The sequence below is a fragment of the Kribbella sp. NPDC056951 genome (assembly GCF_042674205.1).
GTDB classification, from domain to species: Bacteria; Actinomycetota; Actinomycetes; order Propionibacteriales; family Kribbellaceae; genus Kribbella; species Kribbella yunnanensis.
In genome coordinates, this window is record NZ_JBHUQZ010000010.1 from 141,155 (window position 1) to 157,929 (window position 16,775).

Here is a 16,775-nt window from a genome sequence, read left to right on the forward strand (position 1 = left end):
GGGGTGGACCGGGCATGATGGAGGTCAGGCCGGTGGTAGGTCCGGTCCGACGAAGGGAACGGCGATGGGCTGGTTCATTTTCCTTGTACTGGTGGTCGGGGCGGTGGCGGCGTTCAAGTACCGGGTGCCGCTGATCGCCAAGCTGACCGGGCAGCCGCAGCAGCGGATTCAGCGGGCGATCGATCGCCGCAAGGGTAAGTAGCGGGGAGCGCCGGGGTGCGAGACGCCGGCGGACGAAGAAAGGCGGACCTCGGGTGAGGTCCGCCTTGAGGCTCATCCGACTCCGCGCCGTTCCCTGCCGAGCCATTGAGCGGGGCCTTGAACAGGAACCGGTGGGGGTGAACAGGTCATTTCTTGTTCAAGCCCACCATGGGGTCTCCACGCCCTCGGCCGGCGGACGGCGGCCCGGGTGCGTTCGATCGGAAACCTCGCTCGCGCGGCATGACTAAGGCCGGCTCCTGATGGAACCGGCCTCTGAGATGCTGCGTTGGAGCTCCCGCGACTGGACTCGAACCAGTAACCTGCCGGTTAACAGCCGGCTGCTCTGCCAATTGAGCTACGCGGGATCGTATTTTTCTGTCCTCGATCCCCTGAGGACTTGAGTAGGTTAGCAGGCCGGAGGCGTCCTGCAAAAACGGGATTCCATCGGTGGGATTCCCGCTTCTGAGTCAGCTTCGGGGTCAGACTCCGAACTCTTCGCGGACCGCGGCCAGGGCGGCTTCGGCGGCGTCGACGATGCCGGGCTGGGTGGGCTCCAAGCCCTTGTCCAGCACGATGTTCCAGGTGATCGGGGCCTCGGTGGTGGACGGGTTCCGGCGGCCGACGATGCGGACGCCGCGCTTGCCGGACAGCGGGACATGCCGCTGTACGACGATGCTCGCGTCGACGCGTTCGCGCAGCAGCTGGCCGAAGCGGCCGGGGTCGTCGATCTTCAGGTCGGTGGCGCGCAAGGGGGTGCCGAAGTCGGTGGTCTCGTAGACGTGCAGGACCGATGCCTCCGAATCCCAGCCGGCCCGCTCGATCTGCTCCCAGCCGACGCGTCGCACTGACTCGGGGGTCGGCTTGCCGGGGGACTCGGTCGGAGCGTCGGTCGGGAGGTAGACAGCCGCGCGCGTGCCCGCGACCCAGTTGCCGTCCGCTAGCTGAGCCGCGGCGAGGATGGACTCCTTGCGGCCGGTGGTCGACCCGCTGACGGCGTCGGCAAGCTCACGGGGCCAGGTGCTGCGCCTGAATCTCACTCCTTCATCATCCCAGCCCGGGCCAACCCGCTTGCCGTGTGGGTCAAGCGGTGGGGTCGGGCAGCGCGGTCAAGCGGCTGGGTCAAGCGGCGGGGTCAGGGCCTGGGGTCAGGCGGCGGGGTCAGGCGGCGTAGTCGCGGAGGTGGTGGCCGGCTCGGCGGCGGAGGTGGCGGAGGGCCTCGCGTTCGAGGGTGCGGATCTGGTCGGGGGTGAGGTTGAGCTGGGTGGCGGTCTCCTCGATGGTGGCGGGCGTGCGGCCTTGCAGGCCGTAGCGGTGCTGGATGACTTGCTCGTGGAGCTCGTCGAGGAACTGGAGTTGATGGGCGATGTCCCGGCGGAGGGCGGCTTGCAGGACGAGGGTCTCGTCGTCGATGAGCGGCTCGGAGTCGAGGAAGTCGAGGGCTTCGGGGTGGATCTGCCAGGCCTGGGCGCGCTCCAGGCGGGCGATGGTCAGGGTGGTGGCGCCGGCGAGCTCGTTGAGGGTGGGTTCGCGGCCGAGTCGTTGGGTGAGGTCGTGGCGGGTGACGGCGACCCGGCAGGCGTCGGCGTACGCCTGGGCGGGCATCCGGACCAGCCGGGAGCGGTCGGAGATCGCCCGGCCGAGGGCTTGCCGGATCCACCAGATCGCGTACGTCGAGAACCGGTGGCCGAGGCGGTGGTCGAACCGCTCGATCGCGCGGATCAGCCCGATGTTGCCCTCCTGGATGAGGTCCAGAAGCGAGATGCCTTTGCCGGTGTACCGGCGCGCGATCGTCACCACGAGCCGCAGATTGCCCTCGATCATGCACCGCCACGAATGCCGCCCGAGCGCGACGACCTGCTGTAGGTCGGCGGCGTCGTCCGGTGCGGGGTCGGTGGTCAGCCGGTCGGCTGCCAGTACGCCGGCTTCGATCCAATGTGAGTGCTCAGAAACCTCCTCCAAGGTGAGTAGTTCGTGCCGGCCGATCTCGCGCAGGTAGGCCACCAGCGCGGTCACGTCAGCAGGTTCACAGTCCAGGTGCTCAGCCATCCGCTCCCTCTCTCCTGACAAGAGGATGCAGTCGAAACCACCCTCCGTGACCAACCAATTCCAAATCGGTGGATAACTCACTGACGCCGCAGGTAATTCGAGAGTGCTGTGGAGGGTGAGCCGGTACGACGTTGGGCACGGATCAGCCATTTGCGCGGTCTGAAGCTGGTCGATGCGTGCTCAAAGTGGGCCGGCTCGGCGGCCTTGAGCACGGTTCGATCGTTTCGGCGGGGCGCCCGTGGTTGGTGGGTGCTCAAGGTGGCGCCGGACCACGAACTTGGGCCCCAGGGTGGGTGGTGTGAGGGGTGGGGGTGGGACGGGTTGGCGGGTACCTTGGGGCGGTGCGAATTGCTACTTGGAATGTCAATTCGGTGAAGCAGCGGATGCCTCGGTTGTTGGGGTGGCTGGATGAGCGGCAGCCTGATGTTGTGTGTTTGCAGGAGACGAAGCTGGCTGATGATGCGTTCACCGCGTTGCTGGGTGGTGAGCTGGCTCAAAGGGGTTATGAGACTGCGCTGTACGGCGAGGTGCAGTGGAACGGCGTTGCGATTCTGAGCAAGGTCGGGCTGGAGGATGTGGTGACCGGGGTTGCGGGTGCGCCGGGGTTTCCGCATCCGGAGGCTCGGGCGGTGGCGGCGACTTGTGGTGGGATTCGGATCCACGGGTTGTACGTGCCGAACGGGCGGGTGCCGGACTCGGATCATTACCAGTACAAACTCGCGTGGTTGAAGGCGCTTGCTGCTGTGGTTGCGGATGGGCCGGAGGACCAGATCGTCTGTGGTGACATGAATATCGCGCCGACCGATGCGGACGTGTTCGATCCGGCCGCGTATGTCGGTTCTACGCATGTGACGCCGCCCGAGCGCCAGGCGCTGGCTGAGTTGATGGCTGCGAAGGACTTGCGTGATGTGGTCCGCGAGCGTTGGCCGGATGACCAGGTCTTCAGCTACTGGGACTATCGCGCCGGCATGTTCCACCAGAACCTGGGGATGCGGATCGACCTGATGCTGGCGACCGAAGGTGTCGCAAGTCGGTCCAAGGCGGCGTGGATCGATCGGAAGGCGCGCAAGGGGACTGGGCCGAGTGACCATGCGCCGGTGATCGTCGACCTCGACGTGGCGCCGGATGGCGACATCGGTCCGATGGTGCCGCCGCCGTCGGCGCCACGCGGTCGGAAGCGTCCGACGACGTTGCCGCAGAACCGCTGATGCGCCGGGTCATCGCGGCCGTCGTACTGGCCGCCTCCGCCCTGACCGCCTGCACCAGCAAGAACAACGAGGCCCAGCCGCCGACCATCAACTGGGAGAAGATCGACGTCGGCGCTGAGCCGGTCGCCCTGGCCGAGCATGACGGTCAGATTCTGGTCGGCGTCAAACACAAGGGCGCCAAGGTCGTCCCGGGTGTCGTGCTGCTGAACGGTTCCGAGCGCAAGACTGTCCCAGTCAAACCCTCAGCCTCGAGCCCCTACTCGTTCGAAGCGATCTGGTACTCGATCGCCTGGGATGGCAAGCGCGTCCTCGGCCTCGGCGGTGCGTCCGGCGGTGCCCACGGCAATGTGCGGTGGACCGTCTGGACCGGCTCAGTCGACAGCGGTCTCCAGGAACACCCGCAGACCTTCGACACCTTCAACGGCCTGTCCGCCGGCCAGATGAACGCCGCCGTGCTTACCCCGGCAGGCGAAGCCCTGACCGGTTCGTGGGAAGGCGTCGTGACCGGCCTGGACGCCGCAGTCTGGTTGCCGCAGGCCAACAACAAGTGGCTCAAGCAGGACTCGGCCAAGACTCCGTTGCAGAACACGAAGAACCTCCTCGTCGGCACCGGCTACGCGACCGCGTACGGCGATGGTCTCGTGCTGACCGGTTCGCAGGTCCGCCTCGAACCGAACGTCGTCCAGCAGGGTGCCGCGATCTGGCGTTCCGAGAAGCTCGCGCAAGGCTGGACCCGCGTCGAACTGCCGGATCCCGGTGAGCGCAGTCAGGCGAACACGGCGACCTGCATCAACACCTGCGTGATCTCCGGATTCGTCGAGAACAAGCTCGCGATCTGGCGGTACGACGGAACCAAGGCGCAGCGACTGAGCGGCGTACCGGCGATCCCGGTCGGTGACAAGGACGTCCTGCCGCCACCGCTGTTCAATGGCAGTGACGGTGACATCACCCAAGTGATTGCCCAGGACAACAAAGTCAAGGTGGTCCACGGCGTCGAGGGCAACTGGAAGGTGTTCGAGTCGACCGGCGGTCTCCAAGGTCCGGTGACCGCAGTGGTCCGCACCAGCGACCAGGAGGTCTACCTGATCGCAGGCGGCACCCTCTGGAAGACGAACTTCCCTAGCTGAGCAAGCCCTTCAGGTACGCCGCCTGCCCGATGTGCTGCATGTCGTCATCCATCACGCTGACCAGCCGGACCCCCAGCGTGACCGGCGGATCCCAGCGGGTGTCGACGATCCGGTCGAAGTCCGAATCGGCCTGCAGTCGCAGGAACTCCAGCGTCTGTTGGTGCACCGCGTCGTAGTACCCGATGAGCAAATCGGCGGCCACCACAACCTGCCCGACCTGCGAAGGTGTATGCCCATAGCCGGTGTCAGCAGCATCGAACGGCAGTCCGAACCGCTCGTGCCACCCGCCCGCCGTGTACGCCTGCTCATGCGCCGCGACCTCCGACACATGGTCGTCCTGGATCCGCGTCAGATGCCAGACCAGCCAGGCAATCGAGTTCGCCGAGTCAGATGGTCGTGCGGCGAGGATCTTGTCATCCTGCCCCCGCACAACCTCCTGCACCTGCTCCAGAACCCGGCCGAATCCGTCGATCAATATCTCGTTGGCCTTCATGCCGAACACACTAAACGGCGGAACCGACAAAACTAGCTCGGCAGCACACCCGACCAGATCACGCCGAGCGCCAGACAGGCGAGCGCGACCAACCCGAACACGCCGACCCACATCACCGCCGGTACGCCGGTCAGTCGCCGAAGCTGATCGGCATCCGAACTCCGCCCCTGCCCACCGCGGCGCGAGTGCTGCAGCTCGATCACCGCACGCGGCGCAGCGAGCAGCAGGAACCACGTGAGCAGATGCGCGAACGCCGACTGCACCGCCGGCGAGCCCCACCACGTCACCCCGAAGACGACCGCGCCGAACACCAGTACCGACCAAAGCCCGTACAGGTTCCGGATCTGCAGCAGCAGGATGACCAACGCAACCAACAGTCCCCAGAGCAACGCAACGGCGTACCCGCGGCTGAGCGTGAAGGCGGCAGCGAGCCCGAAGAGCGCTGGACCGGGATAGCCAACCAGCAGTACGGCGATCATCCCCGCGCCGGTCGGTTTGCCGCGCGACACCGTCACTCCGGAGGTGTCCGAGTGCAGGCGGATCCCCGCCAGCTTGCGGCCGACCAGCGCGGCGATCAGACCGTGCGCGCCCTCATGCGCGATCGTCACCACCTGCCGGGTGAACCGCCACAGCGGCCGCCAACTGATCAGCACCAGCGCGACGACGCCGGTGCCGATCACCACGCGGATGGACGGCTCGGGCTGTGCGGACGTGATGCTGTCCCAGAACTCACTCACCCGCCCATCCTTGCAGTACTACGGAAATGCTACGTGCACGGTCACCCGTTCGCGCAGTTGCTCGTTCATCAGCCACAGCTCGTTGGTGGCCGGCCAGTACGACAGGTTCTCCGTATTCTTCGGTGCTTTCGTCCACACCGACGTGGAAACACCGCCAGTACCGCGATGCAAACAGCTCGGGTAGTCGACACCGTCCCCGATGTTGTCGGCGTACTCCGGACACACTCCCGCGATCACGAAGCTGTTGTTGTAGGAGACCGCACCCTGCATACCCCACACCGGCGAGTTGAACGCCTCCACCGCCCGCACCACACCGTCCGTACCAGCAGCAGGCAGTCCGGTCGTCTTGTTGAGCGGCCAGCGCACTATGCGCCCACCACCGCGCGTGGTGTGTTCAGCGGCGACAAATGAGCCAGTGCCCGCGTGGTCGAGTGCCAGGCTGGCGAAACATGGCCGTACGCCGGTGGTCGATGCGCACCCGCCTCCGGCGTACCAGTAGGCCCCGACCTGCGGTAGCGCGAACGCGTGCCACAGCGCGTGGTACTTGCCGTCAGCACCCAGCCCGACCTCGCCGGTGCTGGTGTCGGTCCGCCAGATGTGCCGCAGGTCGAACACCCGCAGTACGGCGCCACCTGTCGCGACCACCAGCATGTTGCCGGACCAATACAGCCCATGCCCGTGTCCAGCGATCGCCTGGAAGTTGCCGTCGGCAGTCGGCTCCACCAACAGCACATGCCGGTACTTGTTGGTCGCCACGTCCAGGAACGACACGCGGATCGCTGTGTCGCCACTGTTGTGCCAGCTCGCGACGACGACCCGCCGCGCACCACCGGCCGGCTGCGCGTCGCCGGACCCCGACAGGCCCTGTGGGATCCAGACGTTCTCGTCGTCGTCCTCACCGTCCTGCCAGCAGAACCCCTTCGGATTCAGTGACGCAGTCAAGTACGTCGTGTGGCAGAGCGCGCGTCCGGTTCGATTGGACGCGGCGAGGACTTCGGTGACGCCGACCGGAGCGAGGGCCGGCTTGGTCTCGAGCTGAGCCACCCGAGCGCCGTACGTCGCGAAGGTGTCGCCGGAGACGAGCTGGAATCCACTCGCGTCGATCCGCGGGAAAGTAGCTGCGGCCTGTGCCGGGGGCGTGGCGAGCGCGCCGATCATCAACGTGGTTAACAACATTCGACTGATCCGCATGACTTCGATAGTCCTTCACGAACCCAGGTTCCGCATTCCGAGTGTGGCGCGTCGTTGACAGTGCGCAGTGAGCGGCGGACCGTGGAACGAGGGGGCAAAGATGACTACTGCAATTGACGAGGGTGCTGTTGTTCCGTTGCCGGCTTTCCTGGCCGGATCGGGGACGCTGACGCTGGCGCAGCGGAAGATCGTGGTCGACCAAGCCTTGCTGCTGCTCGGCCAGAACTACGTCCACCTACCGCTGAAGGTCGCCATGCACGCGGTCAATCCGCTGCAGCGGCTGCGGGTCCTGCGAGCCCGAATGGATCGCCAGAACGCGGAGACGATGGAGCCCGAGTGGCTGTTCCATCGGCAGGTGTCGAGCATCTTCCACTCGGTCCGCGACCTGCACACCAACTATCTGCTGCCCGCGCCGTTCGCCGGCAAGGTCGCGTTCCTGCCGTTCATGATCGAGAAGTGCGCCGAGGGTTACCTGATCACGCGCACGATCAAGGGCTACAGCGCACCGCAGTTCGGGCCGGGCGCCGAGGTGACGCACTGGAACGGTACGGCGATCGCCCGCGCGGTCGCGCTCAACGGCGCACAGTTCGCCGGTAGCAACGAAGCGGCGAACCTCGCCCGTGGTCTCGAATCCCTCACCCTGCGGCCGCTGGTGATCCAGGCCCCGCCGGACGAGGACTGGGTCGTGCTCAGCTACCTGGGTCTCGACGGTTCGAAGCGCGAGCTCCGCGAGCAGTGGCAGGTCACCACCAACCTCCCGCCGATGACCGATCTCGACGCGATCAACGCGACCTCGGCGCTGATGGGTATGGACCTGGACTCGGATGAGAAGGCCCGCGCCAAGAAGGCGCTCTACGTCCGCGAAGTCGTCGCACTCGAACGCGGCCAGAGCTCGGCCGAGCTGCCAGCACCGGCGGCCGTCGGTGGCGCCGACCTGCCGACCACGATGCCCGGCGTCTTCCGGGCTCGCACAGCCAGTACGCCGTCCGGCACGTTCGGCCATTTGCGTATCTTCACGTTCAGCGTGCCGGACCCGGTCGCGTTCCGGGACGAGTTCGTCCGGCTGGCCGCGGCGCTGCCGCAGAACGGGCTGATCGTCGACGTCCGCGACAACGGCGGCGGGCACATCCATGCGGCCGAGTTCACCCTGCAGACGCTGACGCCGAAGCGGATCACGCCCGAGCCGGTCCAATTCCTCAGTACGCCGCTCAACCTGAGCATCTGCCGGCGACACCGCGACAACCCGGCCGGTATCGACCTCGGGCCGTGGTTCGACTCGCTCGACCTCGCGACCGAGACAGGAGCGGCGTACTCGGCGGCGAAGCCGATCACCCCGGAGGAGGGTGCGAACGACGTTGGCCAGACCTATCACGGGCCGGTCGTGCTGATCACCGATGCGCGCGTCTATTCGGCGACCGACATCTTCACCGCCGGGTTCGCCGATCACAGCATCGGCACGATCCTCGGCGTCGACGAGAACACCGGTGCGGGTGGTGCGAACGTGTGGACGCACGGCCTGCTCGCGGCCCTGCTCAACGAACCACCGCCACCCGACCCAACCTCGCCGTACGAGTCCTTGCCGAACGGCGCCAACCTGCGCGTCGCGATCCGCCGTACTCTCCGCGTCGGTGAGCTCGCCGGTACGCCGGTCGAGGACCTCGGCATCCAGCCTTCCGAGCTGCACCGGATGACTCGCGCCGACCTGCTCGACGGCAACGTCGACCTGCTCGCCCGAGCCGGCGCCCTCTTGGCCGCGATGCCCACTCGCAGCCTTCAGGTCGCAACCTCCATCGCCGGTACGACGCTCACGGTCACCCTGACCGTGGTCGGTATCGACCGCGTCGACCTCTACCTCGACGACCGCCCGATCAGCTCCGAAGACCTCACGGGCTCGCCGCTCACCATCACGATTCTCGACGCCGCGCCGGGCGAGCTCCTCCGCGCCGACGGCTACGAATTTGGCAGGTTGGTGGCATCCCGCCGTACGACGATCTGATCGCCCTTACAGTCGCGTTGTGAAGACACGGGGCATGGTTGTGGTGTGCGCAGTCCTGCTGCTGACGGGCTGCACGAAGGCCGTTGTGGCCGACGATCCCGCGGCTGCGGCCGCCTCGGAGGCAGCCCGAGCGCGGCAGTCGGTGCCGACGACTGCTCCGACGAAGGCGCCGCCGCAGCCGGTCACCGCACCGCCGCAACCGCCGACGCTCGCCAAGAACCCGATCTACGGCGTCGGCAAACTGACCGCGAACTGTCCGGAACCCAAGGCCAGGCCGACCTCGGAAGCCAATGTCCGGGCCTACTACACGCAGTTCACGGCCTGCCTGAATACAGCCTGGGCGCCGGCGATCCGCAAGGCCGGCTTCACTTTCACGCCGCCGAAGCTGGACATCGTGGCCGGCAGATCGCCTGACCTGCCGTGCGACGCGGACGCGTACGGCATCTACTGCGGTGACACGATCTACGTCGACGCGCAGGTCGACCTGGACGAGTACCGCAAGGACCCCGAACTGGTGCGGGGGTGGATGGCCTTCGTCATCGCGCACGAGTACGGGCACCATGTGCAGGCGCTCACTGGGATGGAGAAGGCGGCGTTCGATCGGCGGTTGAAACTCAACGGCGTCGACCTGGCGCTCGAGGAGAGCCGTCGCTACGAGCTGCAGGCCTCCTGTTTCGGCGGCGTGTACGTCGGTGCGGACCTGGCCGCGTTCCGCAAGGACCCGGGGTGGGCGGACCTCTTCGCCAAGGTCGTCGGGTCGACCGACGACGACGGGTACGACCACGGCAGCACCAAGAATCACGCCTATTGGTCGATGGCCGGCTTCCGGGCCGCTAGTCCCGCAGCCTGCAACACCTTCACCGCGACCGCTGCTCAGGTGAGCTGACCGATCGGGCAGATCTGCCCGGGTGTGACCGCGTTCACTGCGCAAAACGAATGTCCGTTCTTAGAGTGGAAACTCAGAGAACGAGCGTTCGGTTTGAGGTCTGGGGGACGACGTGGCGCAGCTGGCTCTGGAGCGAGTCGGGGTGGATCCGCAGCGCGGAGGGGTGCGACGGATCGTGCGGGAGGTCGGGTTGCTGGCCGTCCTGTTCGGGGCGTACAACCTCGGCCGGCTGGTGTCGGCCGGCCACGCAGGATCGGCGTACCGGCATGCTGAGGACCTGATCGGGTGGGAGCGCGCGGCCGGGTTGCCGAGTGAGGCGGCGGTGCAGGGGAGTGCGCTGCAGCTTCCGGGGTTGGCCGAGGGCGCCAACCTCTTCTATGCGGGCGTGCATTTCCCGCTGACCGCAGCGGTCCTACTCTGGCTGATGATCCGGCGACCGGGTGTCTACGGACAGGTGCGCTGGGCGCTCGCTTTGCTGACCGGACTGGCGCTGATCGGGCATCTGCTGTTCCCGCTGGCGCCGCCGCGGATGATGCCGGGCTGGGTCGACACCGGCGTCGTACTAGGTCAGTCCGTGTACGGCGCGGATGCCGACGCGGGCCTGGCGAATCAGTTCGCAGCGATGCCGAGTCTGCATGTCGGCTGGGCGTTCCTGATCGCGGTCGTGCTCATCCGCCTATCGACCTCGCGCTGGCGCTGGTTGTGGATCGCGCACCCGATGCTGACGTTCGCGGTGGTCGTGGTGACCGCCAACCACTACTGGTACGACGGTCTCGTGGCGATCGCACTTGCGATCCCGTTGCTCGTGGTGACCGGGGTGGTGGGGCGGGGAAGGTATCAGCAGAGTCCCCGGTGCCGCGCGAGGGGGCGGCACCGGGGTCGATCGTCAACGGACGGTACGGCGGCCCGCGGTGGCGAGCTCTTCGTCGGCGCGGACCAGATAAGGCTCCCGATCGAGAACCAATCGGGCCGCGGCCGCACCGATGTCGAACCAGAGCCCGATCAGCTCCAGCCGTCCTTCCGCCTCGGCCTTGCGGACACAGGCGAAACTGCGCAGGTTCGACAGCTGTACGCCGACATTCGCGACCGAGAGTTTGTCGGCCGGCGACAGCTTCACGCCGGTGGCCGGATCGACGATGTCCGGGATCGCGACCGCCCGCCGTACTGATGGTTCGAGGTGGCGCAGCCAGTTCTGCAGGCCGGTGCCGGCCGGAGCCTTCGCGCCCAGTGCGGCCGCGGCCGCGCCACAATGCGAGTGCCCGCAGACCACGATCGACTTGACCCCGAGCACCTCGACCGCGAACTCGATCGCGGCGTCGACAGAGTTGCTGTCGGAGCCGTTCGGCGGGACGAGGTTGCCGATGTTGCGCACGCAGAACTGGTCACCAGGGCCGGTGGAGGTGATCAGGTTCGGCACGATCCGGGAATCGGCGCAGGTGATGAACAGCTGCGTCGGGCGCTGCCCGTCCGCGGCGAGCCGGGCGAGCATCGGCCGGATGTCGTCCGCCGACGCCTCGAAGGCGCGGATGCCGTCGAGCATCGAGGCGCGCTGGTCCGGTGCCGCGATCACCTGGGGTTGCCAGGGCAGCAGCCGGCGCGTGGGGGTGGAGCGCAGGGCCGCCCGGAAGGCCATCCGGTTCAACTCGACCGAGCCGCCGCGGGCGAGGTGACCGCGACGCCAGTCCTCGATCGCTTCGTACGCCGCGTGGTCGAGATGGTTGACCGACAGATCGACCCGGACCCGGGCCCCGGTCGGGATCGACCGCAGCGTCCGGATCAAGGACGAGACGCCCAGGAACACGAGGGTGCCGCGGATCTGCACGGTCCACCACCCGTCGTCCTGCTCAGTCACAGTGACCGTTGCCCTCGACAACCGGTACAGCACCCGCGCGATCGCGAGCACCAGACCGATCAGCACCCCTTCGGCCAGTCCGAGTACGGCGACGCCCGCCCCAGTGACGACGTACACAAGGAGCTCGTCGTGGCGGCGCAAGGTGCGGATGTGAGCGAGCTGCACGAGTCGCAACCCGGTCACCAGCAGCACGCCGGCCAGTGCGGCCATCGGGATCAGCTCGAGCATCGAGCCTGCCGCGAGGACGAAGGCCGCGATCCAGAGACCGTGCATGATTGCCGACGCACGCGACTTGGCGCCGGCCGTGACGTTCGTCGAACTCCGCACGATCACCCCGGTCACCGGCATCCCACCGAGAGCGCCGGAGACCGCGTTGGCCGCACCTTGCCCGATCAGCTCGCGATCGAGGTTGCTGCGTTTGCCGTTGTGCAACTTGTCGACGGCAACGGCCGACAGCAACGACTCCACGCTTGCGACCAGCGCAACGGTCAGCACCGCGGCGATGATCTGGCCCGGTGTGCCATCCGGGATGGCCGGCAGGATCAGCTCCTGCAACGGCTGGTCCGGCAGGTTCACCCGCGTGACATCAGGCATCGAGACCGCGGCCAGCCCCGTGACCGCGACCACCGCGACCAGCGGTGCCGGAACCACGTTGACCTTGGGTAGTCGCGGCCAGACGAGCAGGATCGCGACCGTCAGCACACCGACCAGCACCGAGTGCGGATGGTGCGCGACGAGACGGCCGGGAAGGGCCGCCAGGTTGGCGATCAGCGAACTCTGCGCCTGCCCGCCGAGGACGACATGGAGTTGCTGCACGGCGATGGTGACGCCGATCCCCGCGAGCATGCCGTGCACGACAGCGGGGGAGAGGGAGAGCGCGAGCCGCCCGATCCGGGTGACTCCGAGCAAGATCTGGACTACGCCGGCAGCGCAGGTGATGCCGGCCGTGGCGGCCCACCCGAACTGGCCGACGAGGCCCGCAACGACAACGGTCAGGCCCGCGGCGGGGCCGCTGACCTGAAGTGGGGAACCGCCGAGCGCACCGGCGACCACACCGCCGACGACCGCGGCCACCAGGCCGGCGATCAGCGGTGCGCCCGATGCTGCGGCGATCCCCAGGGAGAGCGGTATGGCAATCAGGAAGACCACCAGCGAAGCCGGTAGGTCATGGTGAAGGATGGACCTCAAGGAAGAGGCCGGTGGTGAATGGGAAGTTGACATGGTCGGCACGGGTCCCTCCGGCGTCTGGTGCTCACGGCATCTGGCGTCGAAACAAAGAGTGTCGATCTAGTCACTCACTGTACTGGGCCGCTCAAGCCCACCCAAGCGATTGTGCTAATTCGTTGCCAGAAGCATCGAGGAGGAATGCAGTGGATCTGCAACTGTCCGGAAAAGTTGCCGTCGTCACCGGAGCCAGCAAGGGCATCGGGCTGGCCTGCGCCGAGGCGCTGGCCTGGGAGGGCGCGACGGTCTTCGGGATCTCCCGCAACCCGGTCAACCTCGGCCAGGCCCGGGAAGAGCTGGCGGCCAAGGGGCTCGAGTTCATCCCGGAGCTCGCCGACCTGACCGACGCCGACGCGACCGCCGAGGTGTTCGCGAAGATCGGCGTACCGGACATCCTGATCAACTGCGCCGGCGCCGCGCGGCAGATCCCGATCGACGAGCTCAGCAGCAAGACGTTGCACGAGGCAATGGAGTCCAAGTACTTCACCTACATGCACGCCACCGAAGCGGTCATCCGCGGGATGGCCGAGCGCGGCAGCGGCGCGGTGGTGAACGTGGTCGGCTCGGGCGGCAAGTCGGCCAACCCGTTGCACATCGGCGGCGGCGCTGCGAACGCGGCCCTGATGCTCGCCTCGGTCGGCTACGCCAAGGCGTACGCCAAACAAGGCGTCCGGGTGAATGTGGTCAACCCTGGTCTGACGCTGACCGGCCGGATCGATGATCGCCTGGACGCCGCGACCCGCGCCACCGGCCGGCCGCGGGAGGAGTTGCTGACCGAGATGGTCGCCGACATCCCGCTGGGCCGCCCGGCCGATCCCGCCGAGGTCGCCAACGTCGCGATCTTCCTCGCGTCGTCCAAGGCCAGCTACGTGACCGGCGCGGTCGTCACCATGGACGGCGGCATCGCCTCGATCATCTGATCACGAGAACGGGGTGACCGGACGCTCGACCGGTACGCCGTCGATGCTCAGGTCGACGCGTTCGTTGAAGAAGGCAACGAGTCCGCTGATCGGGAGCAGTGCGGCGGTCGGGAAGTCGTAGGACCAGGCCAGGTCCTGGCCGCCGATCGACCAGTACTCGGAGGTGCGGCCCTTGTAAGGGCACGCCGTCTGGGTCTCGCTCGAAGTCAGGTGCTCGAAGCTCACCGCGGTCCGGGGGAAGTAGTACCGCGGTGGCAGCCCGGTCTCGAAGACGATGACGGTCGAGGTCGAGTCCGCCAGGACCACGCCGTCCCGGGACACCTGCACGTGGCGACTGGACCGGATCGCGTCACACCGCGAGTACGGGTTCCGCGGGTGTACGAAGACCTCTTCGTCCTCCTCGAACCAACTGTCCAACGCATCCCATTGGAAGCGGACTCGATCCAGCTCGTCGTACACCCAGGCCTTGCCGCGACCGGCGGTGTGCACCCGCGCGACCCCGTGCTCGAAGACCTTCGTCTCCCCGGTATCGACCAGTACGCCGTCCGCCACGTCCGCGAGCGGAACGTAGTACTGCGGGTACGGCGGGAACTCCCACAGGTAGATCGCGTTCTGGGTGTCGAGGACGGCCTGGCCGCCGAGCAGCGCGCGGATCCGGCGAGGGACCGGCGCGCTGCCACCAGGTGGGACGAAGGGCAAGGGGTAGTCGCTCATACCCCCAGTATCAGACGGTGATCCAGTCGATGTCCGCGATGTAGCCGGACGGGTTGCTGACCTTGAGTGAGTTGGACCCGGCGGTGAGCTTGACCGGCAGGTAGACCACCTGCGGCGTACCCCAGTCGTTGTCGCCGAGACCGTGGTAGTTCACCCAGTAGCTGTCACCGTCGTTCACCGTGAGCATGCTCTGCCGGCTGGTGTCGCCGTCGGTGTAGGCGATCTTCACGAGATACGTCCCGGTCGTCGGCACGGTGACCCCGTTCAGCGTGACCGAGGCGTCGTACCCGATGTTGCCGATCTTCTTCCCGCCCGAGCACAGGCTGCAGCCGTTCGCGCTGGCGTTGCCGGTGAGCGTGCTGGTCGATGCCTCGGCCTCGTACCGCACCGGCCCGCCGTTCTTTGCGGTCAACATCGTGACTGGTGCGCTCGCTGCCGACGTACGACCGCCGTTGACGCCCTTCACTGTGAACGTGTACTGCGTCTGCGGCAGCAGCCCGGTCACCACGGCACTCGTGGTCGAGCTCGTCGCGACCTGCTTGCCGTTTGCATAGACCTTGTACGACGTCGCGCCGGTGCTCGGCCGCCAGGTCAACGACGTAGTCGTGCGGCTGACGTCGGTCGCGGTCACGTCGGCTGGGATGCTCACCGACGGGCGGTCGTTCGGAGTGATCTTGTACAGCTTCGAACCGTGCGCAGGCAGAGCCGCGCTGACCGAGCCGGAGACGTTGCGGGTGTTCTGGTCGGCCCAGATGTCGCGGACGGTCGCCTTGCCGTTGATGCCAAGTTGCCCGAAGTCACCGGTCACAGTGGCCGGAGTCTCGGCCAGGTTGAACAGACCGACCGTGACACTGCCGTCGGCGTTCTTCGCGTACCAGGTCTGCTGCAGCTGGTCCTGGTTCAGCGGGCGCGCCGGGTTGCCGGACTGGTTGATCGCGATGACCTCGCGGTTCGTCAGCAACTTCAGGCCGTAGGCGTCCAGCTTGGTCATGTCGTCACCGACGAACAGTGGTGCCGCGTTGATCGCCCAGAAGCTCATGTAGCTCTGCCGCTCGGCCTCGTTCAGGCCATCCATCTCGCCGACGCCGACGTTGATCGCGTCCAGGTTGTTCCAGTGCCCGGGGCCGGCGTCGTCGATCCACTGCGGCAGATCCCACCAACGCTGCTTCACCGAACCGTCCCACCGGACGATCGTGTCGCAGTAGCACTCCACGTCGGTGTCGATCCGCCAGCCATTCGAGTTCTGTTTCCAAACTTCGGCGTACCGGTGGCTGAGCGACCACGACAGCGTGTACTGCATGGGGCGACCGGCGTTCTGCACCGAACGCCACCAGGCCTCGACGTCCTCGGTGTTGTTGTGGTTCGGGTCGTCCGGCGCACCCTTCCAGGAGCCGGGGCCGACGCCGTCCATCTTGATGAAGTCCACGCCCCAGCTCGCGAAGAGCTTGGTGATCGAGTCCGCATATTTCTGTGCGCACGGGCTCTCGTAGTTGATCTTGTACGCCGCGTCCCAGCCGTTGGTCTTGCGCAGGTCCGGGTAGACGATGTCGCGGGTGAAGCAGCCGGGTGCGTCGTAGATCGGCGTGTTGCCCTCGCGGTAGACGTCCAGGCCGAGGCCGACCACGGTGTAGATGCCGAACTTCAGCCCGAGCTTGTGGATGTCGTCGCCGACCGCCTTCATCCCGCGCGGGAACCGCTTCGCGCTCGCGACCGGCCGGCCGTACTCGTCACCGCCGTCCTGCCACCCGGCGTCCACGTTGATGTACTCATAGCCGTACGGCTTGAGTTTGGTGGCCATCGCGTTGGCCTGGGCGAGGATGTTCTTCTCGCTGATGAAGCTGCCGGGACCGTCCGGGTTCACACCCGGGTAGTTGGTCGACTGCAGGCTCCACGAACTCCACCCCATGTACGGCGTGGCGGCGACCTGCGGGTACTTCGCCGGAACCGGGCGCGGGTCCTTGGCAGGCAGTGGTTTTGCGGCGTCGGCAGGGGCGATCACGGCTGTCGTCGTCACCAGAGCGACGGCTGCCAGGACAGTGGTGACACGGCGTCTGTTCACGGGGCCGAGCGTAGGGTCGCTTAATTTACATCGTCAAGTATTCAGGACCGATGACTCTGTGTATGGGCTGTGACACTGCTGGCACACGACTGTGATCAACCTTGGGAGGGGGGTTGCGCGT

At 67.0% G+C, this 16,775-nt stretch carries 14 protein-coding genes, 1 tRNA gene and 1 pseudogene; 7 read left to right on the plus strand and 9 right to left on the minus strand.

What is annotated here, in order from left to right; genetic code table 11:
• The first annotated feature begins 64 nt into the window (after positions 1-64).
• Entirely contained in the window at positions 65-202 is a 138-nt protein-coding gene (locus ACFTSF_RS31670; protein ID WP_165952873.1) for a hypothetical protein, read from the plus strand.
• Between the two features lie 291 nt (positions 203-493).
• On the opposite strand, the gene ACFTSF_RS31675 is transcribed toward ACFTSF_RS31670, so the two are convergent.
• The 3 genes from ACFTSF_RS31675 to ACFTSF_RS31685 form a co-directional block, all read right to left on the minus strand.
• A tRNA-Asn gene (locus ACFTSF_RS31675) sits at positions 494-566 on the minus strand.
• A 114-nt stretch (positions 567-680) separates the two neighbouring features.
• A complete protein-coding gene (locus tag ACFTSF_RS31680; RefSeq protein ID WP_344153842.1) occupies positions 681-1,238 on the minus strand; it encodes a hypothetical protein in 558 nt (185 codons plus the stop codon).
• Positions 1,239-1,359: 121 nt separating this feature from the next.
• Positions 1,360-2,247 (minus strand): RNA polymerase sigma factor RpoD/SigA, encoded by an 888-nt coding sequence (locus tag ACFTSF_RS31685; RefSeq protein ID WP_380158063.1) that lies wholly within the window; start codon positions 2,245-2,247, stop codon positions 1,360-1,362.
• Between the two features lie 341 nt (positions 2,248-2,588).
• Here ACFTSF_RS31685 and ACFTSF_RS31690 point away from each other — a divergent pair, with 341 nt between their 5' ends.
• Entirely contained in the window at positions 2,589-3,455 is an 867-nt protein-coding gene (locus ACFTSF_RS31690) for an exodeoxyribonuclease III (protein ID WP_344153836.1), read from the plus strand.
• Entirely contained in the window at positions 3,455-4,582 is a 1,128-nt protein-coding gene (locus ACFTSF_RS31695) for a hypothetical protein (RefSeq protein WP_380158065.1), read from the plus strand. Before ACFTSF_RS31690 ends, ACFTSF_RS31695 begins: the two co-directional genes overlap by 1 nt.
• On the opposite strand, the gene ACFTSF_RS31700 is transcribed toward ACFTSF_RS31695, so the two are convergent.
• Genes ACFTSF_RS31700 through ACFTSF_RS31710 form a run of 3 tightly spaced genes read right to left on the minus strand, consistent with a single transcriptional unit; the run spans position 4,575 to position 7,003 of the window.
• Positions 4,575-5,075 (minus strand): DinB family protein, encoded by a 501-nt coding sequence (locus tag ACFTSF_RS31700; RefSeq protein WP_380158067.1) that lies wholly within the window; start codon positions 5,073-5,075, stop codon positions 4,575-4,577. The genes ACFTSF_RS31695 and ACFTSF_RS31700 overlap by 8 nt on opposite strands.
• A gap of 32 nt (positions 5,076-5,107) precedes the next feature.
• On the minus strand, positions 5,108-5,812 hold the full coding sequence (locus ACFTSF_RS31705) for a M50 family metallopeptidase (protein ID WP_344153827.1): 705 nt from the start codon (positions 5,810-5,812) through the stop codon (positions 5,108-5,110).
• A gap of 18 nt (positions 5,813-5,830) precedes the next feature.
• Positions 5,831-7,003 (minus strand): hypothetical protein, encoded by a 1,173-nt coding sequence (locus ACFTSF_RS31710; protein ID WP_380158069.1) that lies wholly within the window; start codon positions 7,001-7,003, stop codon positions 5,831-5,833.
• Between the two features lie 100 nt (positions 7,004-7,103).
• On the opposite strand from ACFTSF_RS31710, the gene ACFTSF_RS31715 reads away from it, so the two are divergent.
• The 3 genes and pseudogenes from ACFTSF_RS31715 to ACFTSF_RS31725 form a co-directional block, all read left to right on the plus strand.
• On the plus strand, positions 7,104-8,999 hold the full coding sequence (locus ACFTSF_RS31715; protein ID WP_380158070.1) for a S41 family peptidase: 1,896 nt from the start codon (positions 7,104-7,106) through the stop codon (positions 8,997-8,999).
• 19 nt (positions 9,000-9,018) lie between these two features.
• Positions 9,019-9,885 (plus strand): neutral zinc metallopeptidase, encoded by an 867-nt coding sequence (locus tag ACFTSF_RS31720; protein WP_380158072.1) that lies wholly within the window; start codon positions 9,019-9,021, stop codon positions 9,883-9,885.
• A gap of 322 nt (positions 9,886-10,207) precedes the next feature.
• A pseudogene (locus tag ACFTSF_RS31725) lies at positions 10,208-10,621 on the plus strand (phosphatase PAP2 family protein); the annotation flags it as partial.
• Between the two features lie 150 nt (positions 10,622-10,771).
• On the opposite strand, the gene ACFTSF_RS31730 reads toward ACFTSF_RS31725, so the two are convergent.
• On the minus strand, positions 10,772-12,958 hold the full coding sequence (locus tag ACFTSF_RS31730) for a bifunctional SulP family inorganic anion transporter/carbonic anhydrase (RefSeq protein ID WP_380158074.1): 2,187 nt from the start codon (positions 12,956-12,958) through the stop codon (positions 10,772-10,774).
• A gap of 149 nt (positions 12,959-13,107) precedes the next feature.
• Here ACFTSF_RS31730 and ACFTSF_RS31735 point away from each other — a divergent pair, with 149 nt between their 5' ends.
• Positions 13,108-13,881, plus strand: coding sequence for an SDR family NAD(P)-dependent oxidoreductase (locus ACFTSF_RS31735; RefSeq protein ID WP_380158076.1), 774 nt, complete (start codon positions 13,108-13,110; stop codon positions 13,879-13,881).
• Here ACFTSF_RS31735 and ACFTSF_RS31740 read toward each other — a convergent pair whose 3' ends face one another.
• The gene (locus tag ACFTSF_RS31740) at positions 13,882-14,595 is read right to left on the minus strand and encodes a DUF427 domain-containing protein (protein ID WP_380158078.1); all 714 of its coding nucleotides are present in this window, start codon (positions 14,593-14,595) and stop codon (positions 13,882-13,884) included.
• Between the two features lie 10 nt (positions 14,596-14,605).
• On the minus strand, positions 14,606-16,654 hold the full coding sequence (locus ACFTSF_RS31745; RefSeq protein WP_380158080.1) for a fibronectin type III domain-containing protein: 2,049 nt from the start codon (positions 16,652-16,654) through the stop codon (positions 14,606-14,608).
• Positions 16,655-16,775: the final 121 nt, after the last annotated feature.

Excerpts from the sequence above, each read along its gene's own strand:
- ACFTSF_RS31685 (WP_380158063.1), bottom strand. The coding sequence starts at position 2,247 with ATGGCTGAGCACCTGGACTGTGAACCTGCTGACGTGACCGCGCTGGTG.
- ACFTSF_RS31730 (WP_380158074.1), bottom strand. The coding sequence starts at position 12,958 with ATGTCAACTTCCCATTCACCACCGGCCTCTTCCTTGAGGTCCATCCTT.
- ACFTSF_RS31695 (WP_380158065.1), top strand. The coding sequence starts at position 3,455 with ATGCGCCGGGTCATCGCGGCCGTCGTACTGGCCGCCTCCGCCCTGACC.
- ACFTSF_RS31715 (WP_380158070.1), top strand. The coding sequence starts at position 7,104 with ATGACTACTGCAATTGACGAGGGTGCTGTTGTTCCGTTGCCGGCTTTC.
- ACFTSF_RS31710 (WP_380158069.1), bottom strand. The coding sequence starts at position 7,003 with ATGCGGATCAGTCGAATGTTGTTAACCACGTTGATGATCGGCGCGCTC.
- ACFTSF_RS31740 (WP_380158078.1), bottom strand. The coding sequence starts at position 14,595 with ATGAGCGACTACCCCTTGCCCTTCGTCCCACCTGGTGGCAGCGCGCCG.
- ACFTSF_RS31670 (WP_165952873.1), top strand. The coding sequence starts at position 65 with ATGGGCTGGTTCATTTTCCTTGTACTGGTGGTCGGGGCGGTGGCGGCG.
- ACFTSF_RS31700 (WP_380158067.1), bottom strand. The coding sequence starts at position 5,075 with ATGAAGGCCAACGAGATATTGATCGACGGATTCGGCCGGGTTCTGGAG.